This is a genomic window from Rhodococcus sp. AQ5-07, assembly GCF_009707305.1.
GTDB lineage: Bacteria > Actinomycetota > Actinomycetes > Mycobacteriales > Mycobacteriaceae > Rhodococcus_F > Rhodococcus_F erythropolis.
Map to the genome: position 1 here is coordinate 2,927,066 of NZ_CP046099.1, position 24,377 is coordinate 2,951,442.

General features: G+C 62.7%; 26 protein-coding genes. 9 read left to right on the top strand and 17 right to left on the bottom strand.

Going from position 1 to position 24,377, the window contains the following annotated elements; translation table 11 throughout:
• Positions 1-43: 43 nt before the first annotated feature.
• From GJB56_RS13380 to GJB56_RS13390, 3 genes are all read right to left on the bottom strand, one after another.
• A complete protein-coding gene (locus GJB56_RS13380) occupies positions 44-802 on the bottom strand; it encodes a hypothetical protein (protein WP_020908480.1) in 759 nt (252 codons plus the stop codon).
• Positions 802-3,360: a bifunctional FO biosynthesis protein CofGH gene (locus GJB56_RS13385; RefSeq protein WP_020970220.1), complete on the bottom strand. Its 2,559-nt coding sequence runs from the start codon at positions 3,358-3,360 to the stop codon at positions 802-804. Before GJB56_RS13385 ends, GJB56_RS13380 begins: the two co-directional genes overlap by 1 nt.
• Before the next feature lie 118 nt (positions 3,361-3,478).
• A complete protein-coding gene (locus GJB56_RS13390; RefSeq protein ID WP_003945217.1) occupies positions 3,479-3,667 on the bottom strand; it encodes a hypothetical protein in 189 nt (62 codons plus the stop codon).
• 82 nt (positions 3,668-3,749) lie between these two features.
• On the opposite strand from GJB56_RS13390, the gene GJB56_RS13395 reads away from it, so the two are divergent.
• Together GJB56_RS13395 and GJB56_RS13400 are read left to right on the top strand one after the other, a co-directional pair.
• Entirely contained in the window at positions 3,750-4,253 is a 504-nt protein-coding gene (locus GJB56_RS13395; protein WP_020970221.1) for a PH domain-containing protein, read from the top strand.
• On the top strand, positions 4,250-5,821 hold the full coding sequence (locus GJB56_RS13400) for a PH domain-containing protein (RefSeq protein ID WP_113683150.1): 1,572 nt from the start codon (positions 4,250-4,252) through the stop codon (positions 5,819-5,821). Before GJB56_RS13395 ends, GJB56_RS13400 begins: the two co-directional genes overlap by 4 nt.
• On the opposite strand, the gene GJB56_RS13405 is transcribed toward GJB56_RS13400, so the two are convergent.
• The 6 genes from GJB56_RS13405 to typA all read right to left on the bottom strand — a co-directional run bounded on the left by GJB56_RS13405 (position 5,781) and on the right by typA (position 12,177).
• Positions 5,781-6,626, bottom strand: a complete 846-nt coding sequence (locus GJB56_RS13405; protein ID WP_019744520.1) for a uroporphyrinogen-III synthase — start codon at positions 6,624-6,626, stop codon at positions 5,781-5,783. The two genes, GJB56_RS13400 and GJB56_RS13405, sit on opposite strands and share 41 nt — an antisense overlap.
• A 51-nt stretch (positions 6,627-6,677) precedes the next feature.
• Entirely contained in the window at positions 6,678-7,094 is a 417-nt protein-coding gene (locus GJB56_RS13410) for a hypothetical protein (protein WP_019744521.1), read from the bottom strand.
• A gap of 92 nt (positions 7,095-7,186) precedes the next feature.
• Positions 7,187-7,345 (bottom strand): hypothetical protein, encoded by a 159-nt coding sequence (locus GJB56_RS31390; protein WP_019744522.1) that lies wholly within the window; start codon positions 7,343-7,345, stop codon positions 7,187-7,189.
• 107 nt (positions 7,346-7,452) lie between these two features.
• On the bottom strand, positions 7,453-8,337 hold the full coding sequence (gene mshB, locus GJB56_RS13415) for an N-acetyl-1-D-myo-inositol-2-amino-2-deoxy-alpha-D-glucopyranoside deacetylase (RefSeq protein ID WP_113683151.1): 885 nt from the start codon (positions 8,335-8,337) through the stop codon (positions 7,453-7,455).
• Positions 8,334-10,118, bottom strand: coding sequence for an ABC transporter family substrate-binding protein (locus tag GJB56_RS13420; RefSeq protein ID WP_019744524.1), 1,785 nt, complete (start codon positions 10,116-10,118; stop codon positions 8,334-8,336). Before GJB56_RS13420 ends, mshB begins: the two co-directional genes overlap by 4 nt.
• 151 nt (positions 10,119-10,269) lie before the next feature.
• Positions 10,270-12,177: a translational GTPase TypA gene (typA, locus tag GJB56_RS13425; protein ID WP_019744525.1), complete on the bottom strand. Its 1,908-nt coding sequence runs from the start codon at positions 12,175-12,177 to the stop codon at positions 10,270-10,272.
• 324 nt (positions 12,178-12,501) lie between these two features.
• On the opposite strand from typA, the gene GJB56_RS31395 reads away from it, so the two are divergent.
• The gene (locus GJB56_RS31395) at positions 12,502-12,678 is read left to right on the top strand and encodes a hypothetical protein (RefSeq protein WP_019744526.1); all 177 of its coding nucleotides are present in this window, start codon (positions 12,502-12,504) and stop codon (positions 12,676-12,678) included.
• Here GJB56_RS31395 and GJB56_RS13430 read toward each other — a convergent pair.
• On the bottom strand, positions 12,656-13,081 hold the full coding sequence (locus GJB56_RS13430) for a (deoxy)nucleoside triphosphate pyrophosphohydrolase (RefSeq protein ID WP_113683152.1): 426 nt from the start codon (positions 13,079-13,081) through the stop codon (positions 12,656-12,658). The two genes, GJB56_RS31395 and GJB56_RS13430, sit on opposite strands and share 23 nt — an antisense overlap.
• 16 nt (positions 13,082-13,097) lie before the next feature.
• Between GJB56_RS13430 and GJB56_RS13435 the strand changes: the two genes are divergently transcribed.
• From GJB56_RS13435 to GJB56_RS13445, 3 genes are all read left to right on the top strand, one after another.
• Positions 13,098-13,400: a 4a-hydroxytetrahydrobiopterin dehydratase gene (locus GJB56_RS13435; protein ID WP_019744528.1), complete on the top strand. Its 303-nt coding sequence runs from the start codon at positions 13,098-13,100 to the stop codon at positions 13,398-13,400.
• A 270-nt stretch (positions 13,401-13,670) separates the two neighbouring features.
• A complete protein-coding gene (locus GJB56_RS13440; protein WP_029255827.1) occupies positions 13,671-14,414 on the top strand; it encodes an Rv1157c family protein in 744 nt (247 codons plus the stop codon).
• Between the two features lie 78 nt (positions 14,415-14,492).
• Positions 14,493-14,894 (top strand): hypothetical protein, encoded by a 402-nt coding sequence (locus tag GJB56_RS13445; protein ID WP_021332779.1) that lies wholly within the window; start codon positions 14,493-14,495, stop codon positions 14,892-14,894.
• Here the strand turns inward: GJB56_RS13445 and GJB56_RS13450 are convergent.
• Positions 14,885-15,349, bottom strand: coding sequence for a MarR family winged helix-turn-helix transcriptional regulator (locus tag GJB56_RS13450; RefSeq protein WP_024487315.1), 465 nt, complete (start codon positions 15,347-15,349; stop codon positions 14,885-14,887). The two genes, GJB56_RS13445 and GJB56_RS13450, sit on opposite strands and share 10 nt — an antisense overlap.
• Before the next feature lie 80 nt (positions 15,350-15,429).
• On the opposite strand from GJB56_RS13450, the gene GJB56_RS13455 reads away from it, so the two are divergent.
• Both GJB56_RS13455 and GJB56_RS13460 read left to right on the top strand, forming a co-directional pair.
• Positions 15,430-16,875, top strand: coding sequence for an MFS transporter (locus tag GJB56_RS13455; protein ID WP_019744532.1), 1,446 nt, complete (start codon positions 15,430-15,432; stop codon positions 16,873-16,875).
• 235 nt (positions 16,876-17,110) lie between these two features.
• Positions 17,111-17,611 carry a nuclear transport factor 2 family protein gene (locus tag GJB56_RS13460; protein ID WP_007726289.1) on the top strand — a complete coding sequence of 167 codons (501 nt, stop codon included), beginning with the start codon at positions 17,111-17,113 and terminating at the stop codon, positions 17,609-17,611.
• Here the strand turns inward: GJB56_RS13460 and GJB56_RS13465 are convergent.
• Complete coding sequence (locus tag GJB56_RS13465) at positions 17,598-18,380, bottom strand: DUF1906 domain-containing protein (protein WP_069146332.1); 783 nt, start codon at positions 18,378-18,380, stop codon at positions 17,598-17,600. The genes GJB56_RS13460 and GJB56_RS13465 overlap by 14 nt on opposite strands.
• Before the next feature lie 888 nt (positions 18,381-19,268).
• On the opposite strand from GJB56_RS13465, the gene GJB56_RS13470 reads away from it, so the two are divergent.
• The gene (locus GJB56_RS13470) at positions 19,269-19,499 is read left to right on the top strand and encodes a PLD nuclease N-terminal domain-containing protein (RefSeq protein WP_029536799.1); all 231 of its coding nucleotides are present in this window, start codon (positions 19,269-19,271) and stop codon (positions 19,497-19,499) included.
• Here the strand turns inward: GJB56_RS13470 and GJB56_RS13475 are convergent.
• The 5 genes from GJB56_RS13475 to GJB56_RS13495 form a co-directional block, all read right to left on the bottom strand.
• Entirely contained in the window at positions 19,487-20,428 is a 942-nt protein-coding gene (locus GJB56_RS13475) for an antibiotic biosynthesis monooxygenase (RefSeq protein ID WP_113683153.1), read from the bottom strand. The two genes, GJB56_RS13470 and GJB56_RS13475, sit on opposite strands and share 13 nt — an antisense overlap.
• Position 20,429: 1 nt before the next feature.
• On the bottom strand, positions 20,430-21,830 hold the full coding sequence (locus GJB56_RS13480) for an amidohydrolase family protein (protein WP_113683154.1): 1,401 nt from the start codon (positions 21,828-21,830) through the stop codon (positions 20,430-20,432).
• 69 nt (positions 21,831-21,899) lie between these two features.
• Complete coding sequence (locus tag GJB56_RS13485; protein WP_020908494.1) at positions 21,900-22,598, bottom strand: CPBP family intramembrane glutamic endopeptidase; 699 nt, start codon at positions 22,596-22,598, stop codon at positions 21,900-21,902.
• A gap of 168 nt (positions 22,599-22,766) precedes the next feature.
• Positions 22,767-23,729 carry an ABC transporter substrate-binding protein gene (locus GJB56_RS13490; RefSeq protein WP_230091189.1) on the bottom strand — a complete coding sequence of 321 codons (963 nt, stop codon included), beginning with the start codon at positions 23,727-23,729 and terminating at the stop codon, positions 22,767-22,769.
• 110 nt (positions 23,730-23,839) lie between these two features.
• Positions 23,840-24,319, bottom strand: a complete 480-nt coding sequence (locus tag GJB56_RS13495) for a VOC family protein (RefSeq protein WP_042952467.1) — start codon at positions 24,317-24,319, stop codon at positions 23,840-23,842.
• Between the last annotated feature and the right edge of the window lie 58 nt (positions 24,320-24,377).

The window sequence follows — 24,377 nt, forward strand, 5'->3', positions numbered from 1 at the left end:
ATCCCCCTGCCAACCGACTCTGAGCAGGCGGGGGTAACACATTTCAGCCTACTGCGGTGATGTTCCTCGACCGAATCGCGATCCACTTCTCCCCCGCGGCAGCCGCGCGGACCAAAGCGCCGCGCTCACCGAGATAATCCGCCACGACGCCGACCACCGGAATCTTGCCGAAAATCTCGTACGGTTTTGTCCGCGACGGCCGCTTGTGCAGCTCGTCCGTGATGGCACGAAAAGTCTTGGACGTGCGCCACAAGGTGCCGATGAGCGCGAACGGGCGCCAGGTCTCGTCAGCACCGCTGACCGACTTTTCGGCGAAATCCTCACCGGCGAGCAGATCTCGGGACTTGGTCTCACGCCGGCACAGCACCGACGCCAGGAGGTCCACCTGCTGATCCCGCTCCGTCACTCCGTGTTCACGGGCAACCGCAACGAGCACAACGGCCTGATTCGCAAATGCCAAGAGGTCCTGGATCGGCAGCCGATTGAGGAGGACGCCGAAGATGCCAGGGAACGCGACGGCAACGGTGTTGAGTGCACCCAACCGAGTCGTCCACCACTTCGAGCGCTGCTCGTCGGTCATCACCGACCACGCCGCCGTCCCGGGGAACTTGACGACGTCGAGGACCCAGGCCGCCGCGTCCAACACCATCGCTGCGGCATTTCGCTCGGGATCGGTCGGCTCGAAGGTCCGACGCTTGATACCGAGCGGATCACTGTAGGCGAGATCGAGAACCGGATTGATCCCCCATACCGCTCGATCGAGAACCTCGACGACCTTGCGGTCCCCCAGAACATCGGCCATCAGGCAATCGCTCCTTCGCGTCGTGCATGTGTGGTGGTTCGTTCGCGCGCCGGGCGTCCGATTCCCTCGGCGATGGCGCGCAGTTCTGCGACGGTCTTCTCGGACCCGTGTTCGGAGCCTGCCATCCGCGAGATCGTCTCCTCCATCAGCGTCCCACCGAGGTCGTTGGCTCCGCCGTTGAGCATCATCTGCGTTCCGGTGATCCCGAGCTTGACCCAGCTGGTCTGGATGTTGGGGATGCGACCGTGCAGCATGATGCGTGCCAGTGCGTGCGCAGCGCGGTTGTCCCGGTTGGTCGGCCCTGGCCGTGAAGCGCCCGCCAGGTACAGCGGCGCGCTCTGGTGAACGAACGGCAGCAGCACGAACTCCGTGAATCCACCTGTACGGTCCTGGATTCCACGAAGAACGTTCAGGTGCCCGACCCAGTGGTGCGGCTGATCGACATGCCCGTACATCATCGTCGAACTCGACCGCAGTCCCACCTCGTGGGCCGTTGTGACCACTTCGATCCACTCCGCCGTCGGCAGTTTGCCCTTGGTGAGGATCCAGCGCACCTCATCGTCGAGGATCTCCGCTGCCGTACCGGGAATGGTGTCCAGGCCCGCCTCACGCAGAGCGGTCAGCCAATCCCTGATGCTTTCACCGCTGCGCGATGCACCGTTGACGATCTCCATCGGCGAGAACGCGTGGACGTGCATCGACGGCACGCGCTTCTTGACGGCCCGGACCAGGTCGGCGTAACCGGTGACGGGAAGTTCCGGATCGATACCGCCCTGCATGCACACCTCGGTCGCGCCGGCGACGTGCGCTTCCCACGCACGGTCGGCGACCTGCTCTGCCGACAGCGTGAAGGCGTCGGCGTCGCCCTTGCGCTGCGCGAATGCACAGAACCGGCAGCCCGTGTAGCAAATGTTGGTGAAGTTGATGTTCCGGTTCACTACGTAGGTGACGTCCTCGCCGACGGCATCCTTGCGTAGCGCATCCGCCAGTGCCACAACAGCTTCCAGGCCCGGGCCCTCCGCCGTGGCAAGGGCCAGGTATTCGTCGTCGGAGCATCCGGCCGGGTCGCGTTCGGCACTGCGCAGCGCAGCCAGCAGATCGGTGTCGACGCGAATCGGAGCACTCAGCTCGAGGACCTGTTCGCGCACGGTCTCCCAGTCGCCGAACGCACTGCCCAGGTCACTGCGGGTCTCGGTGTTGCGCCCGTCCGTGTCGATCTCGGTATTGAGATCGACGCGTCCGCTCGATTCCCACGACTCGTCCGGTTCCTGCCACGGCCGACCCACCGGCTTGGTGTCGGGCAGGGCGAGGCCGGTTTTGGGGTCCGCCAGTGCCTGCACGTGGCCCGCAATGCGCGGATCGATCCACGGAGCCCCGGCCAGGACATATGCCGGCTGAGCCGCAGTGCGTTCGGTCAGGGTGAAGCCGCCTTCGGCGCTGATCTCCGCCAAGGTCTCGAGATTCGGCCACGGACGCTCCGGGTTGACGTGATCGGGGGTCAACGGTGACACCCCGCCCCAGTCGTCCACACCGGCGCCGAGCAGCGCGAGGCACTCGCTGTTCGAGACGAGATTCGGCGGACTCTGAATCCGCATCGTCGGCCCGAGCAGCAGGCGTGCGACGGCGATGGCCGCGAGAAACTCGTCGAGTCCTGCATCAGGGGTATCGCGCATCGCGGTATCAGGTTTGGCCAGGAAGTTCTGGATGATCACTTCCTGGATGTGCCCGAACGCCTTCTGCGACTTGCGTATCGCCATGATCGATTCGGCACGCTCGAGGAAGTTCTCCCCGATGCCCACAAGAATTCCCGTGGTGAACGGGATGTTCAGTCGGCCTGCGTCGGTCAGGGTGCGTAGCCGAACCGCCGGGTCCTTGTCCGGGCTGCCGTAGTGGCATTCGCCCTTGTCGGTGAACAGGCGGGTTGCGGTCGTCTCGAGCATCATGCCCATCGACGGCGCAACGGGCTTGAGCCGCGAGAGTTCCTGCCAGCTCATCACACCGGGATTCAGATGCGGGAGCAGTCCGGTCTCCTCGAGTACCCGGATCGACATCGCCCGCACGTAGTCGAGGGTGGAGTCGTAGCCGCGTTCGTCCAGCCACTGCTTTGCTTCCGGCCAGCGTGCCTCGGGGCGATCACCCAGCGTGAACAACGCTTCCTTGCAGCCCAATTCGGCGCCTGCCCTGGCAATGTCCAAAACCTCGTCCGGCTCCAGGAACATGCCGTGCCCAGCGGCACGCAGTTTCCCGGGCACCGTGACGAACGTGCAGTAGTGGCACTTGTCCTGGCACAGACGGGTCAGCGGAATGAAAACCTTCCGCGAATACGTCACGGTGTTCGGCCGACCCGCTGCCAGCAGCCCGGCATCGCGAACCTTGGCTGCCGAGGAACACAGATCGGTCAGATCGGTTCCCCGCGCCTGCAGCAGCGTTGCCGCCTCGTCGACGTTCAGGGTTGCTCCATCGCGTGCGCGACGGAGAACTCGCCGCATCGCCGACGCTGACGGGCCGGGCGACGGACTGGACGAGGCGGACGCGGAAATACCTGGCATCGGAAGCATGGTGGGTTTGCCGGAGTCATCACCAGTTCGGTTCACCTAGCGATCATGCGCCATGTGGGACGACTAGTGCCACCCGGTGCCAGAAGTAGGAGGCCTTACCGCCCCGACACGGCCTCGATCACGACGGCCGGTAGTCGTCGTCGACCGCGACCTCGACTCGTTGATCCACCACGTCAGCCACTGGCGCGTCGAGTGGAATGTCGGTCAGATCGGGTTCTTCGGGGGCGTTCGGATCTACGGGTGTCGATTGTTCGAGCGCATCTGATTCCGGAGCCTCCGGGTCGAATGTCGCATCTTGTTCGGTCATCACGTGCTCCCTTCGCAGTCGCCACACTCCACGATAGGGCCGATGTCGACAGATCGCCCCTCACTCGACCAAAGTAGTGCCCATGACTGCCCCGCAACCGCTGACCATGGCCGACCCGTTATGGCGACCCAGCGCCAAAGCCCCGAGGCTGTGGGCAATCACTGCCTCGCTGTTCTGGGTACCCGTCATCGTCGCCGAAATCGTCTGTGCCGTCTTGATACCCGGAATCCCGTCCTGGGTGGTGGGCCTGGTCTTCGCAGTCACCGTCCTATTCGCGGCCACCTACATTCTGATGGTTCCGGCGTGGCGGTATCGCGTCCACAGATGGGAAATCAGTGACACTGCGGTGTACACACGCACGGGGTGGTTCACCCAGGAACGACGGATCGCACCGATATCGCGCGTGCAGACCGTGGACACCGAACGCGGACCGATCGACCGCATGTTGGGTCTGGCAACCGTGACCGTCACTACGGCGTCGTCGGCCGGGGCTGTGAAGATCTCCGCGCTCGACCAGGAAATCGCCGACCGCACAGTGGCCCAACTGACGGAGATCGCGGGCACCAACGTGGGAGACGCAACGTGAACGAGAAGCAGTTGGGCGACCCGACCGCGATCGAAATCCCGGTCGAGGCGGAAACGGCAGCTGCCGAGGCAGCCGAGGAGGAACAGCCATGGCTCCGCCTCGACCGCCGCATGCTTCTGGTCCACCCCGTCAACGAAGTCGTCAAACTGCTCCCGGTCCTGCTCGTCTCCGTAGTTCTCGGCAGCCAATCCGGAAACCACTGGTGGGGACTCGGCGTCGTCACTCTGCTCGTCGTCTTCGGTCTGTTGCGGTACTTCACCACCACGTACCGAATCGGGCCCGTTCACGTACAACTGCGCACCGGGGTATTCCAGAAAAAGCTGCTCTCCGTCCCGCGTAGCCGCATCCGATCCGTCGACGTCGAGGCCGGGGTCATGCACCGACTGCTCGGGCTGTCGATCGTGCGCATCGGGACCGGCCAGCGCGCCGGGATCGGCCACGATTCGAACAAGTTCGAACTCAATGCCCTCTCGACTGCCCTGGTTCCGGACCTACGTGCCGCACTGTTGGCCGGCGCGCAACAGGCACGGCGACTGGAAACCCCGGGCACACCGGTCGAGAACATCGCCGAACCGGTCGACACCGAGATCGGTCACTGGGAGCCCAGTTGGGTTCGCTACGCTCCCTTTTCGTTCACCGGAATCGCCATCATCGCAGCGATCATCGGCATCTCGTTCCAATACGGCATCGGCACTGCCGTCGCGAAATCGTCGGCAGTAAGCGACAGCTTCGACTCACTCGAGAGCCTGGGCATCGCGCTGATGGTCGTCATCGCACTCGTCGTGCTGCTGGTGCTGTCGAGTGCACTCGCCTGCGTCCAGTACCTGATCGCGTTCGGCAACATGAAACTCACCGACAACGGCCGCATCCTGCATGTCAGTCACGGCCTGTTGAAAACTCGGCAAACCACACTCGACCGCGCCCGCCTCCGCGGCACGACGCTCAAGGAACCGCTTCTACTGCGATTGGCCCGCGGCGCGCGGCTCGACGCCATCATGACCGGGGTCAGCGCCGAGAAGAAGGAATCTTCGCTGCTGCTCCCGCAGGGACCACGCAGGGAAGCCGAGCGAGTGATGGCCACCGTCATCGGTGACTCACGTCAGGCGTCCGCCCCGCTGATCCCGCACGGCCCGGCCGCGCGGCGTCGCCGGTACACCAGGGCACTGTTTCTCGCGACAGTAGCGTTTCTGGTCTGCATGGCGTGCGCGGCTTCTGGTCTGGATGTACCGATCTACGCGTGGTTCGGGGTCGCCGTACTCGCCATCGCTGGCGTTGCCCTCGCCTACGACCGATACAACGGCCTCGGCCACGCAGTCCTGCCGGGATGGTTGATCACCCGAAGCGGCTCGCTCGATCGCCAGCGTCACAGCCTCGAATCCGAAGGTGTCATCGGATGGACGGTGCGCGAGACGTTCTTCCAGCGACGCGCAGGCGTGGCAACCGTCATCGCCGCGACGCCCGCAGGCACCGGAAGCTACGAGGTGATCGATCTCCCCGCCGAGAACGCGTGGGCATTGATCGAAGCCGTCACTCCGGGCGGTGGCGACGTTTGGGCAGGTCGTCGATGATGAGCCGCGCCAGCGAACCGAGACGCGATCGCTCCGGCTGGATGGTCGGAACACCGAGGAGTTCCAGCGGGGCGGCCGTCACCGGTCCGACGCAGTAGGTCGGTACCGGTCCGCGCATAGCTGCGACGAACCGCTCCAGCTCGCCCATCTCTTTTGCCGTGCTGAGCATCGAGGACACCGCGGGGGCACTGGTGAAGGTCAGCGCGTCGATTGCACCGGAACGAACTGCAGCGACCAACGCGCGGACTGGCGACTGATCCGGCGGCCGGATCCACCGATAGACCGACACCGGGGTGACAACCGCGCCGATGTCGGCGAGGGAGGCGCTCAGGTCCGTCAACGGCTCCCATTCGGTGATGGTGCCGTGCAACTGGACTGCGACGCGTAAGCCTGCCACTCCCTCGCTTCCGAGGTGCGCCAGAACTTCCTCGGACGACTCACCCGAAGGCGACCATTCCTCGCGCAGTCCGGCGCCCCGGATGGCGCCCGTCGCCTTGGGGCCGCGGGCGATGATGCGCGTCCGGGCCAGAGCTCCGAGGAACTCGTCGGTCAAACCCCACGACGCGACGGCGTCGAGCCAACCCCGAAAGCCGATTCCGGTGCTGATCACGACCAATTCCGGCGGATCGGCAATCAACGCGGACGTCTGAGTGCGCAAGTCGCGATCGTCCACCAACGGCAGCACATGGATCACCGGTGTCCGCACGATCTCCGCGCCTCGACGTTCGAGGAGCGTCGCAAATTCTTCGACACGCCGTTCTGCGGTCAAGGCGATAGTCGCGCCCGCCAGATCATCTTCAGCCACAGGCTGAGTGTCCCTTATGGATGGGTTACTTTCCTACGCGCGCGCCGAGAACTATTGCGAACTGAGGGTGGCAAGCCTGTTGATCGCTACTTTGAAGAGGAAAACCGCGGCCGGAGCGATCGCGCCGACCAGCAGCAAGAACGTCAGAGGGGACGAGAGCACCAGCACGTCGCCGCCCGGACCGCCGACCATGCACACCAAGAACCCGACGATCCAACCGGCGAGCGGCAATGCGGCCATACCCGGCGTCGTAACCGTGCGGGCGGCGATCACCAATACGAGGTTCGCGGTCGCTGCCACGAGAATGCTGATCGGAAATGCCGTCGTACCGAGATGAGTCGGCAAGAACAGGACTGACAACACCGCGCACAAGAACCCGTCGAAAATCAGGACACCGAGGATGATGGGGTCGAGCCACGACAGCGACGTTTCTGTCGAAGCGTCTGTGTTGTTCTCGGCCGTGATCATGGTTTTGATAGTGGTCTATCGACGGCCAACGCGCGAGCGCGGGGTCCCTCCCGACAAGCACCCCGGCTCGCGCCCGAAAAGCACGAAGTCGATCAGGGAACCGGCGGGAACCCGAGCAGCGTCAGCAGATGACTTTGCTGATCTGCAAATGCGTAGAGCGATCCGTAATACATGTCGTGGTAGTAACCGGCCATCGGACGCAACGAATCAACGAAGGCGACGATCTGGTTCTGCAGGTCCCAGTTGTACATTTCTTCAGCCCCCAGGCTTTGCTGTTACCGAAAGGACCACCCATCCGGTGACACGCATCACACACCACTACGGCGTCGATCGCAATGCCTGTGAGCCGACGCCCAGGTCAGCTGTGCAGCCCGCCGAACAGATCGCGCTCGCGACCGTCCTCACCCACCGGACCGAGCGTGCCGGCGGCCAATACGAAATGCTCGACCGTCAGGATCGGTTGGACCACGTTGTTCGACAACGCGAACTCGGCTCCACTCGGGGCTACCGTCACCTGAGTGGCGTGGGCGCTCAATGCCCTCGCCTTCGCATCGACGACGCCTCGAACATCGATTGCCGTCGTCACGTCTGCGTCCTCGACGCTCGGCAATTCACCGGGCTCGGGCAGACGCCAGTTCTCCGGGAACTCGGAAATCGCAGCGATGCCGCGTTCGAGTCCGCTGCGCTCGGTCACGGTCCAGTAGAACTTCGGAGTCGACCACGGCTCGCCGGTCTCGGGATATGCGGTCGTTGCTGCAGCTTCCACGGCCGCAGTCGTGATCGCGTGTGCCTGGATGTGATCCGGGTGCCCGTAGCCTCCGTTGGGGTCGTACGTGATCACGACGTGCGGCCGAATCTCACGAATGACGGCGACCACCGCGCCGACTGCCTCGTCGAGTCGAGCATTGACAAAGGCACGGCGATTGGCGGCCGAAGGTGTGCCGATCATTCCGGAATCGCGATACCGACCGGCACCGGCGAGGAAGCGAGGAGCGGCACTGCCCAAAGCCGACAAAGCAGCGCTCAATTCGGCGATCCGGTAGCCCCCGAGTTGATCGGCCTCGGCAGCCACGAGCCCTGCCCACGCGTCACCGATCACTTCGCCTTCCTCCCCCAACGTGCAGGTGAGGACCGTGACGTCGGCGCCTTCGGACGCGTAACGCGCGATGGTGCCACCGGTGGTGATCGTTTCGTCGTCCGGATGTGCGTGCACCAACAGAAGTCGCTTCGCCGACGCGGTCACTTTGCCACCCTCACCCAGTCCGTAGCGTTTCCGAATATCCCCACCTGCACCGGCCCGTCGAGGACCACGCCCTCGACTCCGGTCCCGACTGCAACCAGCGCTCGGCTCTGCACGATCGGCAAAACCGCCGCAAGATCCCACAGCTTGGGTTCCGCATCGGCGATCAACGACCCGAGATCCCCGATGCCACTGAGCGCTTCGTCGATCCGACCTTGCAACGCCGGATCACACAGCCCGGACAGGTTGCTCGGAGCCTCGACGCTTGTCGTTCGGACAGGCTCCGGAGACTGCGACGGCGTCGGTGTGGGCACCGCCGAACCTGTCGCAGGAGTGGAAGGCGCTGTCGGGCAACTGAACCGGGAGGCCAGTGAAGTTGCGGTGTCAGCGCCTGCTCGGCTCCAACCGACGATCATGTCGACGCGTCCTGTGGTCAGATCCTCGCCGTAGAGCTCCTCCGGCGGCACCGATTCGACGGTCGCCAGGATCCCCACGTCACGCAATTCGTCGGCAGCGGTGTTTGCCACGGCGATCGCGATGTCGTCGTTTTCGGGAGCGCCGATCAGCAGCGTCAACTGAGCGCCGTCCCGGACGATCGATCCGACCGTTCCAGTGCCAGTGACGATTCCGGTTGGCGGTGCTGTCAAGTAACCGGCTGCGGTCAGCTCGCCGAGCGCCTGCTCTCTGGTCGGTTTCGGCGGCGCGGTTGGCGCATATCCCGGATCCGACGGAGCGAGGATCTGAGCTTTCACCGGGGCCGACGCCGATTCACTCCCGGCCGCCACTACGGCGAGCAGGTCCGGATCGAGCAGTCCCAGAACACCTTTACGCACCCGAACGTCCGCGAAGTTCTTGCTGCGCCCATTGACGTTGATGTCGAGAGTGCGCGGAACGTAGGAGAATGCAGTACTGACACCCGGGATTGCAGAAAGCTGAATATCCGTGGCACTACCCGAATGAACTTGCGCCACTTGAGCATCGTCGGTACGCAGTGCATCCGCCAATTGCGAAGCCGTTCCTCCGCGTCGCAGAACTATCTGATCCGGATCTGAAGGCTTGCCCCAGAATCGGTCGTTGCGTTCCAGCACGATTTCGTCTCGACCACGGTCGACCGAGCGCACGTGAAAGTGGGCTCCAGACACCGGAATCCCCTCACTCAAACCGGTGCTGAAACCGCCGGGAGTGTCCTTGATCAGGTGGGATGGAAGAATATCGGTGAACAACTCTCGCCACGCCGGATACGGCGCACGCATCACGACGTTGACCGTCTTGCCACCGCCGGACGAGTTCACGTCGTCGATCATCTGATAGCCGGCGGGGTTGACCACACCGGGAACCGAGATCATCTGCTGCCAGAGGTAGCGAAAGTCCTCTGCCGCAATGGGAGCGCCGTCCGACCATTGAGCTTCGTTGCGCAGTTGGTAGCGAATAGTGAACGGAGCCTCTGACGTCACTTCAGCCGAAACGAGAAAAGAATCGTCGATCGCCCACTCCGTCGCACCAGGCTGCGTCGGCGAATTGATCGGGCGAAACGCACTGGGCAACACGAGGTTGCCGACTGCGGAGTTGACCGGCGACTGATCCGCGAGCAGGTGCGGGTTGAATCCGCCTCCTACCTCGTCGATCGCCACAGTGACCTGCTTCATCGCCGGAACAACCGGAGTCGGTGTGGGCTTGACGGTTTCGGTGCTCTCGACCGGAGGCGGCGGATCGGCCGTACACGCAGTCAGCGACAACGCCGTCACTGCCACTGCCAACGCCAGGTAGCGACGTCCTGAGGCCACAGACAATTCCTTCCGTACGGGGCCGCGTCGCCCCTTCGCACTCGACTTCCGGGCAGAACTTTCGCCCGGAAACCATGAAGGCGAATGTACCTTTCCGCCGAAAACTCGGCTGAAAGGCACATCCGCCTGTCAGGTGGTAACCGACGAAAGACTACAGAGCAGCCTTGTCGCGAGACTTGCTACGCGAACGCTCGCGAGCGCGCTCGGTTGCATTGAGATGCACCTTGCGGACGCGGACGTCCTCGGGGGTGACCTCGACGCACTCGTCGCCGGAGCAGAATTCCATGGCCGCTTCGAGCTCGAGCTTGATGGGCTTCGCGAGGGTCTCCATCACGTCTGCGGACGACTGACGCATGTTGGTCAGCTTCTTCTCGCGGGTGACATTGATGTCGAGGTCTTCCTGACGGGGGTTGATACCGACGACGTGACCCTCGTAGGTGTCTGCGCCGGGCTCGACGAAGAAGGTTCCGCGGTCAGCCAGCTGGATCATGGCGAACGGCGTCACTGTGCCGGAACGGTCCGACACGAGAGAACCGGTGTGGCGTGCACGAATCTCGCCGGCCCAGGGGCCGTACCCGTCGAAGACGGCGTTGGCGATGCCGGTTCCGCGGGTATCCGTGAGGAATTCCGTACGGAAGCCGATAAGACCACGCGAAGGAACGATGAACTCCATACGAACCCAGCCCTGACCGTGGTTCGACATCTGAACCATCTTGCCCTTGCGGTTGGCCAGAAGCTGAGTGATGGCACCGAGGTACTCCTCGGGGCTGTCGATGGTCAGCTCTTCGAAAGGCTCGTGGATCTTACCGTCGACAGTCTGAGTGACCACCTGCGGCTTTCCGACGGTCAGTTCGAAGCCTTCGCGACGCATCTGCTCGACGAGGATGGCGAGCGCGAGCTCTCCACGACCCTGGACCTCCCAGGCATCGGGACGTCCGATGTCGAGGACCTTGAGCGAGACGTTACCGACCAGCTCCTGGTCCAGGCGAGCCTTGACCATGCGCGAGGTGAGCTTGTGACCCTTGACGCGGCCGACCAGCGGTGAGGTGTTGGTACCGATCGTGACCGAGATAGCCGGCTGATCGACAGTGATGCGAGGCAGCGCAACCGGGTTGTCGAGGTCGGCGAGCGTGTCGCCGATCATGATGTCCGGGAAACCCGCAACAGCACAGATATCGCCGGCAAGCGCAACCTCGGCGGGAACACGCTCGACACCGATGGTGGTGAGCAGTTCGGTGATCTTGGTCTTGGTGATGACGGGCTCGCCGTCGACCTCGCGGCACCAGGACACGGTCTGGCCCTTGCGCAGCTCGCCGTTGTGGATGCGAACCAGCGCGAGGCGACCGAGGAATGCCGACGCGTCGAGGTTGGTGACGTGAGCCTGAAGCGGCGCGTCGACCGTGCCCTTGGGGGCCGGGACGTACTCCATCAGAACCTGGAACAGAGCGGTGAGGTCCTCGGCGTCGGGAGCCTGACCGTTCTCGGGCTGCACCGTCGAAGCCTTGCCCTCGCGGCCGGAGGCGTAGAGAACCGGCAGCCCGAGCGCAAGCTCGGCAGCTTCGGCGGCCTCGTCGGAGAGATCGGACGCGAGGTCCAGGAGCAAGTCCTGAGCCTCGGAGACAACCTCTTCGATGCGAGCATCGGGACGATCGGTCTTGTTGACAACCAAGATGACGGGCAGTGAGGCAGCAAGTGCCTTACGCAGCACGAAACGCGTCTGCGGAAGCGGGCCCTCGGACGCATCGACGAGCAGGACGACGCCGTCGACCATGGACAGACCGCGCTCGACCTCGCCACCGAAATCGGCGTGGCCCGGGGTGTCGATGACGTTGATGACGGTGACCGAACCATCCTCGTTGCGCTTGTGCACCGAGGTGTTCTTCGCGAGGATCGTGATGCCCTTCTCGCGTTCTAGGTCGCCGGAGTCCATGACGCGATCGACCAGCTCGGCGCGCTCCTCGAACGCGCCGGACTGACGAAGCATGGCGTCGACGAGGGTGGTCTTGCCGTGGTCGACGTGTGCGACGATGGCAACGTTACGGAAGCTGGTGGTGGTCACGCGATGGCTCTCCTGGCTGAGTTGATTCGGCCACGCGAAAGTCAAGTCGCACGGCTCTTCTGGTGGCCGCTGCACGAGTGTGTGATCCGAATCAGGGCACGAATCGCCTGAATAGGCACCGCGGCCTAGTAAATACTACTCGCTCCGAGCGGATACTCCTGCATTGTGCGGCCTCTATCACCGCCCCCACCAGCCAATAGTGATCTGCACCACGCTGAAGCGAGTAGGATTACGACCTGGAGAAACAAGGTGTTTAAGGGTACGCTAACCTCGTTCCAAGAGCGGGCTCTCCGCCGTAGTGAAACAGGAAAGCCGCAGCGTCACATGGGAAAAATCAAGGCAAGCAAGGTCTCGAAGCTCAAGCCGAAAAAGAAGTGCTGCCGGAAGAAGACACGGTGCATCAAGTGCCCCGTCGTCATCATGCGGATGAAGAAGCTCGAGAACGAGGGCGCATCCAAGAAGGAACTGAAAGCCGGTCTCAAGAAGGCCCGCGCGGCGTAAGCGCCCTCAACTCCTCGAGCAGCTCGGGGATCCAGGCTCGATCGTTGTCGACCAGATCCATCGACAAGAGTTCATCGGCATCGACCCATGCCAACTGAGCGTGGTCGAGCGCGACCGGTTCGCCGGACACCAACTCCGCCCGGTACGCCCGCAGGACCAACGCGGCCGACAGTTGCACATCGACGCCGATTCTTGTTCCGCATCGAACCTCTACCGCAAGCTCCTCGCGCAACTCGCGGGCCAACGCAGCCTGCGGCGTTTCGAACTCCTCGACCTTCCCGCCCGGCAGTTCCCAGCGACCGGCCAACGCCGGCGGACTCGTCCGCTGCGCGAGGAGCAGCCTTCCCCCACGGAAGATCGCACCGGCGACAACTTCGCGATCCCTTGCAGGCACATCACTCATCGCACCATGATGGAGTATGGCCACTTTGTTGTCCGACTCCGCGATCCAAAGCGCTCTCGACGAACTGCCAGCCTGGCAGCTGTCGCCAGGCTCGATCACTCGTACCGTCGATTCCGCGACTTTCCCGGATGCGATCGCGCTTCTTCAACGCATCGCGGCAGTCGCCGAGGCCGCAGATCATCATCCCGACATCGACGTTCGCTGGCGAAAGGTCACGTACACGCTTTCGACACACTCGGCGGGCGGTCTCACGGAACTGGACTTCGACCTTGCTCGTCGAATTGACGTACTCGTCGACGATTCGGTCCGTTTCGCCTGATCTCCGAGTGAACAAACCTCGCAATCTGACGTAACAGTTGCATCAACTTTCACATAGATCACTTCAGTCACAGGTATGGTCGCCGTAAATCACGATCGAGGCCGGTCATGCCATAGACTCCCCCGGTGCGTAGCTGCTCAGCAACTGAACAGCTGTACAACCCGGGGGCTCTGTACATAGAGTGACCCCTCGAGCCGTCAAACGCGGAGCTCGCCTAGGCGCCCGCGCGGTATGACTAAGGATGGGGAAACAGTGCTTCGAACCCGAGGTATGCGAAAGGCGTTCACCGCCGTCGCTATTGCCGCAGTAGCAGGACTGGCATTGCCGGCGCAGGCAATGGCCGATCCGGCAGCACCGCCCGCACCCGAAAGTGTGCCGATCGAGTTCCTCGCATCGTTTGCGCCCGCCATCATCGGCGCCGCTGCAGGTCCGGCTGACGTCGCCGGCGGCCCGCAGCAAGCGTTGCTCGACCAAGCTCGCGCGATCCTGAACTCCCCCGGCATTCCGCCCGAGATCAAAGCCACCCTCGAGAAGGTCATCACCTTCCTCGACGGCAGCGGCGGCGGCGGACCGGAAATCCCGAACGAGAACGCCCCCGTCATCGCGCAGTTCCTCTACCCGACGCTTGGCAAGGGCTGCATCTCGGCCACCGCCGATTCGGTCGGAACCGCGCTTGCTGTTCCGGGCCCGGCTCACCTGCCTCCTCCCGGCCCCGCTGCCGGTCAGGCTGGATTCGTCTTCACCGCTCTCGGAACGGCTCCCGCCGTCGACGACCAGCCGGTGCCGATGACCGTGACGTGGGTCAACATCGACAACCAGCGCAGCGCCACCCAGAACCTGACCAACGCGTCGCGCATCAACCCGGATGGTCCCGCCACCTTGTCGGCTATTGCCGATACAGGTCCGGGACGCGTCCTCTCGGTGATCAGCGGTTCGCTGACCACCCAGCCGGAAGGCGCAGATCGCATCACCTGCAGCTTCCTCCCGACCGTGGGTATGTTCGCGGTCGCTTGATCGAAGTCTCGTGAAAGGGACCCGCCGAATTTCGGCGGGTCCCTTTTGCATCTCCGATCACCGTGATAGACCCGATAGATGGGACATCTACGAGTGGACATCACGCATGGCCGTCCAGACAAGGCATCGAGCCCAGACGACCAGTCGATACGGTCTCACAAGTCGAGTCGATCGATACTGTCCATCCGATCCGAGGGGTCCATTCTCTCGATCGGATCGGCGTATTCGATCCTCTCGATCGGTAGCGTCGGCTCTTTCCTCTCCATCGGAAGCATCGGGTCTACGGCGTCGGTGCTGAGTTCGGGCTCGTTCGCCAGCCTCGGGTCGGCACTGTCCGGCCTCTCACGCTGGTCACTACTCTCCTGGCGTGGAAATCACGCAGCACCTGAGGAACATCCGAAACTTGTTGTCATTGCGCCGGAATCGGATTCGAGCGATCCGGATCGATCGCTGCGGTCCGTCTCGCACTCTCAGACCTGATTCGGTCGCGGCCAGTCGCGGCCTTCCAAGGACTCGACCGAGGTATTGAATTGCCGCAGTAGGTCACCGAGCGCGAGGCGCTGCTCCGGCGTCCACTCACGCAAGACCTTTTCGACGCCGGCCGTCGAATGTTCGCGATCTGCACGAAGTTTCGACAGACCCTGCACCGTCGGCCGAACCTTTCGCGCCAGCCCACCGTCCGGATCCTCCACTCGCTCCACCAAGCCCTGACGCCTCAGCGCGCCGATCTGCCGGTTGATGGTCGAGATATCGAGCGAGAAGGCACAGGAGAGCTCCTTGAGGCTCATCGGTTGTTGCAATTCCAGTCGTCCGAGCAGTAGATACGCGGACCGGTCCAGATGAAGTTCCGCCCGTTGAGCGAGCGCGTGATAGCGCGAGAGCAGGGTCAACTCGTACTCGATATTCACCAGTTCGGGTTCCCGATCCACACTCATATTGTGCAGAATACACACGATGTGTAGCGTGCACACTGGGGCGAACGCACCGAAACCGAACACGCCATGGCGGGAGCCGAATGTCCGTTCACGCAGATTCGTCGAGCGTCGACGAGAAATCCCCGGACAAGAAAACCACGGCCACGAACTACGCCCCTTCTGGTCCCGTACTCACTGTCCTCGGGCTGTGCGGAATCGTCGTCGCCTTGATGCAGACGCTGGTAGTCCCCATCATTCCGCAGTTGCCTCACCTGCTGAACTCCACTCCCGCCGACACCTCGTGGGCGGTCACCGCAACGCTCCTCGCCGCCGCGGTGATCACGCCGATCAGCGGGCGCCTCGGCGACATGTTCGGCAAGAAGCGAATGCTGCTCGTCAGTCTCGGGATGGTCGTTTTGGGCTCGGCCATCTGTGCGATCGCACCTTCACTGATCGTGCTCGTTGTCGGCCGCGCTCTTCAAGGAGCATCGGTCGGGGCAATTCCATTGGGCATAGCAATCATTCGTGATGTTCTTCCACCGAAGAAAGTGGCCGGAGCTATGGCGGTCATGAGCGCCACCCTCGGCGTCGGCGGTGCGATCGGACTGCCGATCGCTGCGGTGATCGCTCAGAATGCCAACTGGCACTTCCTCTTCGTCACTTCGGCAGCGTTCGGGTTGATCTGCATCGCACTGGTTGCGTTCGTGATTCCCGAATCGACGGTACGACGCCCGGGACGCTTCGACTTCGTCGGAGCGTTCGGCCTCACCGTTGGTCTGATCACTCTGTTACTCCCCATCACCAAAGGCGGAACCTGGGGATGGGGCGACCCGAAAACCCTGGGCCTCCTGGCAGTTTCCGCTCTCAGTTTCCTCGTCTGGGGATGGTGGGAACTTCGACGCAGCGCACCGCTGGTAGACCTCCGCGTATCGGCCCGGCCTCAGGTTCTCTTCACCAACTTCGCCTCGATCGCCGTCGGTTTTGCCATGTACGGCAATTCCTTGACGCTGCCCCAACTCCTCATGGCACCGACGTCCACCGGCTACGGACTCGGACTGTCCATGGTCGCAGCGGGACTCGCACTGGCCCCCGGTGGACTCGTCATGATGGCACTCTCACCCGTCTCCGCTCGCATTTCGGCGTGGCGTGGCCCACGAATCACGCTGATGCTCGGCGCCCTCGTCATCGGATTGGGTTATGCCTTTGCATATTTCACGGTGTCGAGCGTCTGGCAGGTCGCCGTGGCCGGAATGTTCATCGGCGCGGGCGTCGGGCTCTCTTACTCGGCCATGCCCGCCCTGATCATGGGAGCAGTCCCCATCACGGAATCTGCAGCCGCGAACGGACTGAACTCCTTGATGCGATCGATCGGCACGTCGACGTCTGCCGCGATCGTGAGCGTCGTTCTGGCCGGAATGACCATCACCGTCGGCACCGCAGTGATCCCCTCGTTCGAGGCGTTTCGTGCCACGTTCCTGATTTCCATCGCCGCCGCCGCTGTGACGATGGTGTTCGCCGGGTTGATTCCCAAACAGAAAGTCACGTAAGGGAATCAACCCGGCAGAGGACTCACTTCTCCGAAGAGCCTTCGATGCTGCCAGTCTGCAACTTCGACAAAAGTGTGTAGATGAAATTGATGATGATCTCCACGTGGTGCCCTCTCACATAATGGGTCCCCGACCCGTCAACGACGGTACCGCAGAACTCTTCTGCATCGAATCACCGACAATCAATTCTGCAACGTGTTCTAATCTGAAGCGACGACAAACCGAGGAGCCCTTCATGACCTGGACGCGTACCGAACTCGAAGACGCCTTCGCGGGGTACCAGAACACCGTTGTCGAGTGCACTCGTTCCGGCGATTGGAACGCCTTCGCGGACATGTTCACCGAGGACGTCGTCTACGTGGAACACGCTTTCGGAACCCTCAATGGCCGAGAAGCTGTACGCAAGTGGGTCACTCGCACGATGACAGAGTTCCCGGGGCACCGCATGACCGAATTCCCGGCCAACTGGTTCGTCGTCGACGAGCAGCGCGGATGGATCGTGTGCGAGATCGACAACCCGATGGAGGATCCGGGCGACGGATCCAAGCACGGAGCCGCCAACATCACGATCCTGCATTACGCCGGCAACGGATTGTGGTCTCGCGAAGAAGACGCCTACAACCCGATGAACTTCCTGTCGATGGCAAAAGCATGGTGCCTCGCCGCCGAAGCGGCGGGCACCCTCCCCGATGACGCCAAGGCCTGGCTCGCCAAATTCGGCGCTATGGTGCGATAGATCCTGTCGGTAACGAGGAACCAACCGGTTGGGCCGGCCCGACCGAGCCGGCCAACGACCACTGCCCGTAGTCGCGAGTGAGGATCGAGTTCAGATCCACGCCGACGCCGTCGACCTTGCGCTTGTCGATCTCGAACTGGTGCAGGTTTGCCCTCGGGTGCACATATCCTGCGGGTGAACCCCAATTGTGCTGCCAGAACCAGGTTCCGACGCCGGCGCTGATCATTGCGTCGATCACGCGCGTGTTTCCGTAGATACCGAGTGCTCCGTTGCCGACGACCGAGGCCCACCCCTCGAGGTACGGCGAGATCAGTGTAGTGATTTCGGTACTGGTCGGGTTGTCGTCGATCGACGCGTAAATCGGCCGACCGGACGGCCCACCAGCCGCAGCGTGTAGTTCGAGGCCACGGGAAGCATGACGCTTGCCTGCCTCGCGAGCCCCGCGCCAGTCCGCCGTTCCGCCCTTGCCGAATTGATAGCAGGAAACGACTTGGAGTCCGGCCGCCGTCAACGCGTCGGTTTCCCGCGCCAGTACGGGCTTGCCGACCATCCAATCGGCTCCCGGGCGCCTATCCGAGACATATCGAATGGCGCCTGCATACCCGGCGGCCTTGATTGCCTGAGCGGACGGCACACCGGCGGCGTAATCGAGCAGGGTCCCCAGCGAACCGGCATTGGCCACCGACGTCGTACCGCTCAATGCAGCGAGTCCGGCAGCTGCCGATCCAGCCGCTGCGTACTTGAAGAGGTTTCTTCGCGAGACGTGCACAAAGCTCCGATCATCGGCGTGTCCCGCTGGAAGTGGCGGGCAGGCAAGCTATCTTCTTTCGCTCGCATTCCACCACAGTCACATCAACCCCGCCATGCACTTGGCCAACAATGCTCACATTGTCACCAAATTGGACGCTAGACAGATAGTCAGACAGACAACAGTGGCCCCCGAAGACATCGTCTTCGGGGGCCACTGAGTCGGCCTAGCGGCCGGAAGCTATCAGCTGAGCGAGGTGAAGAAGCTCAGAGCGCTGAAGAGATCAGACGCGTTGCTGAAGAAGTCGTTGAGGAAGGTGAAGGCATCCGAGAATTCTGCGCTGCTCATGCGATGTGCTCCTGTCGAAGATACGGTCCAGAGGATTGCCGCCACGTGAGTGGCTGCTGGCGATAAGAGTAGAGGTCTTCCGTTACTTCCGCGACACCAAATGTGTCCGGGACGTTACATTTCGACCCCTTCGGGACACGGACATACACACAGGTGACGCCCACCGGCAGTGATCAAACTGTCACCTACGGACGATTTATTGACGTATTCCGAACATCGTTCCCGATAACAGCTATCTCGCAGCATCAAACCTGTAGGCGGACCACAAGATTGGCAAGCCTTACTTAACAGAGGGGGCGTTGCTCCCGCTAGAGCGCGTACCAGCAGATTGGCCAAATCCCTCGCGGCAATGTGGCCACGCGAGCTTAGTCCGGGCGCAAACATTCAGCCACAGTTCGAGTTAGCGAGATCTTTACGCCGAAAACGACCATCCCGACTGACCGCGGGACCGTACCTAGCGGTCATCATGGTGACGCTATTCACACCGATTTGCGGAACTCCAGGCACCGATAGCAGCCCTATCTCGACACCAATCGGACGTTCGAGGGCACAGTGGAGTTCATGAACCTCACAAAAAAGAAATCCTGGAGTGAGCTGTCACCCGCGCAGCGCCGCGTCGCCGCCCTGCTCGCAACGATTCAGTCCCTGTTGGCGATCGCAGCGTGGACCGACCTGGCGCGACGCCCTGCCAACACGGTCAACGGCAGCAAGAAGAAGTGGGCGGCGATCATCTTCGTCAACTTCTTCGGACCGCTCACCTACTTCCGCCGAGGCCGGATTCAGTCGAAGTAGTCCCAGAACTGCAGCCACTTCACGGAGGCGAAGAGCGTCAGAGTCACGACGTACACCGCAATTACCGCTGCGCCACCGCGCCAGTTGGTGCGGGGAACGGCGCCGTCGACCGGGTCGAGCCAGTGGCGGAACCACCTGGTGACCGTCGGCATCAGGAACCACGTCATCGCGCCGACGCTGACTATCTGGCTCAACCACATCGACAGCCATGGAGGCGCTCCGATCCCGTCGAGCAGCGGACCGAGAAATCGCGACAGCGTCATCACTGTCGGATAGAGAACGAGCAGGATGATCATCGCCGTTTTCCAATTCGGCGTCGCACGGGTCTGCCCGTTCTCCGTGCGCAGAATCGTGCCGAACGGTGTCGACCGCGTGGTCTCGGTGAAGTCCTCGGCCAACTCGGCTCGCAGTTTCGGCAGTGCCGCGGCCCTTTCGGGCGACGCCATCCACTCCGCCAATTGCTGCTCGGTCCGGAACCGAAGGACGGACTTCCACTGGGTGGAGTCGGTGACCGACCGCAACAACATCACCGATTCGTAGCCGGAGAATCGCGAACTGAGATCGATGAGATGGCGTTGCGTTCGCAGAAACTCGTTCTCCTTACCCACGACGACGACGTGGTCGTACACGCCGATACCGGGCGGCGGCAGAACTCCGTCGACGAGGACCAGATCACTCGTCTGTGCCAGAATTCCCGTTGCCGCAGCAGCTCTTTCGAGATCGCGGCGATCACCCGACTCCAGCCAGCGGTGAAGATCGTCGGCACTGTCGAATGTGACAGACATGCCGTGCGACACCGGTTCCGGTTGATCACTGATGCCACAGCTCAGGTAGCCGTCGAATCGACCGGCGGTCTCGGCCGCACGCTCGACCCACGCCCGGAATCCCGAACTCGTTCGGTGATACCCGGTGATGGCGGTTGCGGACACGTCAGCCCGACACCCGGCGCCCTTGCACGTATACGTGCGCAATCGCGGGCTCGCGCATCGCCATCAGGAGGCCGAAGAGCGTCTGGTCGCGGGCGAGTATCGGATCATCCGAACGCGTTCCGTGGTTGACGAGCCCGGCGAGCGGCGGCCACCCGTAGGGATCGATCACCAGGAAGTCGGCCTCTTTGCCCTCGTCGAAGTTACCGATCCGGTTCTCCATGTCCAGCGCGCGAGCACCGGCGAGTGTTCCGGTGAACAGCAGTTCGGCGGGGTGCATCGACACTCCGTCGTCGCCGGCTTCGGAGATATGAACCTTGAAGGCGTCGCCGAGGACTCGGGTGAGCAGGCACTCGTCGCCGCCGCCGAAGTCCGATCCGATCGCGATGTTGACCCCTGACGCAACGGTTCGCTTCCACGGCATGGTGCCTGAGCCGAGAAACTGCTGGGACGTCGGGCAATGTGCGATCGAGGTTCCGGTCTCGGCCATTCGTGCGAGTTCGGAGTCCTGGCAGTGCACCGAGTGCGCGAGTATCGCGCGCGGACCCAGAAAGCTCTTTCCGCCGACCTGTGAGCCGGGGAGGAACTTGCCGTCGTACGTGTCGAGATAGGTCTCGACCTCGTACTCGGCAAGTGTGGTTGCGACCTCGCCGGTTCCGGGCCGATTGTTCTCATTGAGGTGACTGTGGAAGTAGACGCCCCTGTCACGGACGGAGTCGTACAGCTCCCCCAAGTCTTTCAGCGTCCGTGTTGTCACCGCGAGGGAGAAGCGGGGAACCACTGCAACGTGAATGAGTGCGGTGTTCACGTCGCCGGTGTCGGCCGCGTGCCACTTGTCGATCTCCTCGCGGGTGAGTCTGATCGCGTCCTCTTCCGAGGTGATCAGCGCGGCAGCGGAGGCCGGGCCGGTGGTCTGAATCCCGCGGCCGCTGACCACTCGAAGGCCGCGTTTCAGAGTTTCCGAGAACAACGCGTCCTGTGCATGCGGGAAGGCCGATCCGAACACCATCGCGGCCGTGGTTCCCGTGGCGATTCGGCGAGCGCAGAAGGCCTCGGCAGCGTGCTGGGCGAACTCCGGATCAGCGAATCTCGATTCGGAGGGAAAGACGCACAGGTCGAGCCACTCGAGGAGTTGGCCGCCGCCGTACGCATCGCCGGCGTAGGTCTGAGGGAAATGAATGTGGGCATCTACGAATCCGGGCAGCAGGAAACCCGGTCGATGATCGTGAATTTCGCCGCCCGCGAGGTCTCCGGGGAGCAATTCGAATTCTCCGCAGTAGACGATCGTTCCGGCATCGTCGATCGCCAAGACGCCGTCGGGGATCGAGACGAGCGACTGCGCCGCATCCTCAACCGTCGGACGACCGGAAATGTGGAAGACATGGCCTCGATGAAGGTGCGTCACTTACTGAGCAAAGCACAAAACTACCCGGCGCCGCGCGGCGAATGCTGTCCTTTTTGTCAGATATTGGGATCAAGCAAGAGTTGCATGCCAAACAAGAGCCGCAGCCAGTGCACCTGCACCATTCAACGACCAATGCAGAGCAATCGGCGCAATCAGGCTGCCGCTGCGATGACGAAGCCAGGTGAATACGAGACCGGCCGCAGCGGTGGCGAGAACAGCTCCGAGGATGCCGGCGACCTGGCCGACGACTCCGGTACCGAGAAAGCCGGACAGCCCTTCGTTACCACTGGTCAAACCCATCGACGACGCGATGTGCCAAAGTCCGAACATCAGAGAACCGGCAGCGGCGACGCCGCGGAATCCACTGACCCGGTTCAACGTGCCGTGCAGGACGCCACGGAAAGCCAACTCTTCGGGAATGACGGTCTGCAGCGGGATCACGATCATCGACGCGATGATCGCGCCGGAAATAGTGGCGTAGCGATCCGCCATGAAGAAAGGACGTGTGAGCGGAAGCAACGCGCCGACGGCGACAACCGTCAGGACCAGGCCGACGGCGGCAAGCGCGTACTTCGAACCTCGCCGCAGGTCACGAGGGGACAGCCCCAATTCCGCCCACCCCATTCCCCGGCGCTTGGTGAGCGCCAACAGGACGAGAGCAGAGATGGGTACCGTCGCGATGCTTGCCCAGGCGGTAGTGAAATGCGCGATCAGATTGGTTCCCACCAGCACCACGATCACAACAGCGATATCCACGTATGCATGCATCCGCGGAAAACGAGGAGCGGTCGCTTCGATCTCCACTGGAGCGATCTCCACTGGGCCGCCGCTCGTTAGCTGAAAGTTCACTTTTTCCAGTGTACTGACGCATGAGAACTGCCCGCCACTGTTTGCGAACACGCTCACAGTGACGGGCAGGTCCCGAAACACCTCTGATCAGGCGCCGAGCGTGCTCGCAAACTTCGGAACGGCGTTGTCGATTGCGTAGGTCAACCCCGGTACCGAGCCACTCGAGAACGCATTGACGAGTGCCGGGTCATCGAGGATCAACAGATGTCCCTCCTGGGCCGACGGGATTGCGCGCAGCAGCGGATCGTTCGCAAACGCACTGCTGTCGAGGAAGATCGGAAACAGAACCGTGAGATCCGCGTCGAACAAGTTCAGGTTCTCGTTGGCGACCGGGATGTAGAAGTTTCCGGTGGCTTTTTCGGTGATCGCCGTCGGGATCGTGAAGCCGAGGCGCGTCATGAAGTCTGCGCGTGCGTCGCCGGGTACGTACGCGCCGTAACCGTCGGAACTGTAGGCGCCGACGGCCGCTGTCTTACCCGCAAAGCTCGGATTGGCGGCAATTGCAGCGTCGAACTTGGCGTCGAGGCCGGACAGTAGCGCCTTTCCTTCTGCTTCCTTGCCGAGAGCCTTCGCGACGAGTTCGGTCTGCTGCTCGACCGTCGTCCCGTACGCAGTGGCCAGACCCGGCGGCGGCCCGACCGTCGGCGCGATGGCGCTGAGCTTGTCGTAGGTGGCCTGGGTGTTGTCGCTTCTCGTCCACAAAATCAGGTCCGGGTCGAGAGCAATGACGTCCTCGACGCTCAGGTCCATGGTTCCGAGGATCTTCGGGTCTGTGGTGAACTCGTCCGCAATCCAGGGTCCGACGCCCTTGCCACCGAACGCCATCCAGTCCGCGACACCGACCGGCTGTGTTCCGAGGGCAAGTGCCGTCTCGGCGTCCGACCAACCGAGCGCGACGACGCGCTGCGGGTTGGCCGGGACCTCGACGTCGCCGAACATGGTCGAGACGGTTGCTCCCGCCTCCGCGGGTGCGTCAGCGCTGTCACTGCTGCAGCCGGCAAGCCCGGCGACGGCGAGCGAGGCCGCCAAGGCCGTGACTGCAATCTTCATTCGAGAGACTTTGATTCGCATGGTTACCAGCACTCCTCCAACGCTCCAGCGAGAATTAGGGAAGGCTAGCATCAGCTAACGAAGACTGTCGCCCATCGGCCAGATCGTGTTCAGGATGCGCCTGCGGCCCGTTCGAGCTCCGCGATGTCGATCTTCTTCATCTTCATCATCGCGTCCGTGGCGCGTTGTGCCTTGGCCCGATCCGGATCCTTCATCAGTTCGAGAAGACGATTCGGGACTACCTGCCAGGACAATCCGAACTTGTCCTTGGCCCATCCACACGGGCCCTCTTCCCCACCTTCGGTCAGCCTGGACCAGTAGTGATCGACCTCAGCCTGATCGACGCACGGAATCTCGAACGACACTGCTTCCGAGAACGTGAACATCGGTCCGCCGTTCAATCCGGTGAATCGCTGACCGCCGAGCTCGAAGCTGACGGTCATCACCGATCCCGCCGGCATTCCGGAAGGCGATCCCTCGACGTATCTTTCGATTCCCAGGATCTGCCCGGAACCGAACACCGAGATGTAGAAGTTCGCTGCTTCTTCTGCTTGGTTGTCGAACCACAAACAGGGAGTGATGGAAGGCATGTTCTGTCCTTGTCGATGAGGTTACGAATCAGGTGTACAGGGTTATAGACCCGGCCCG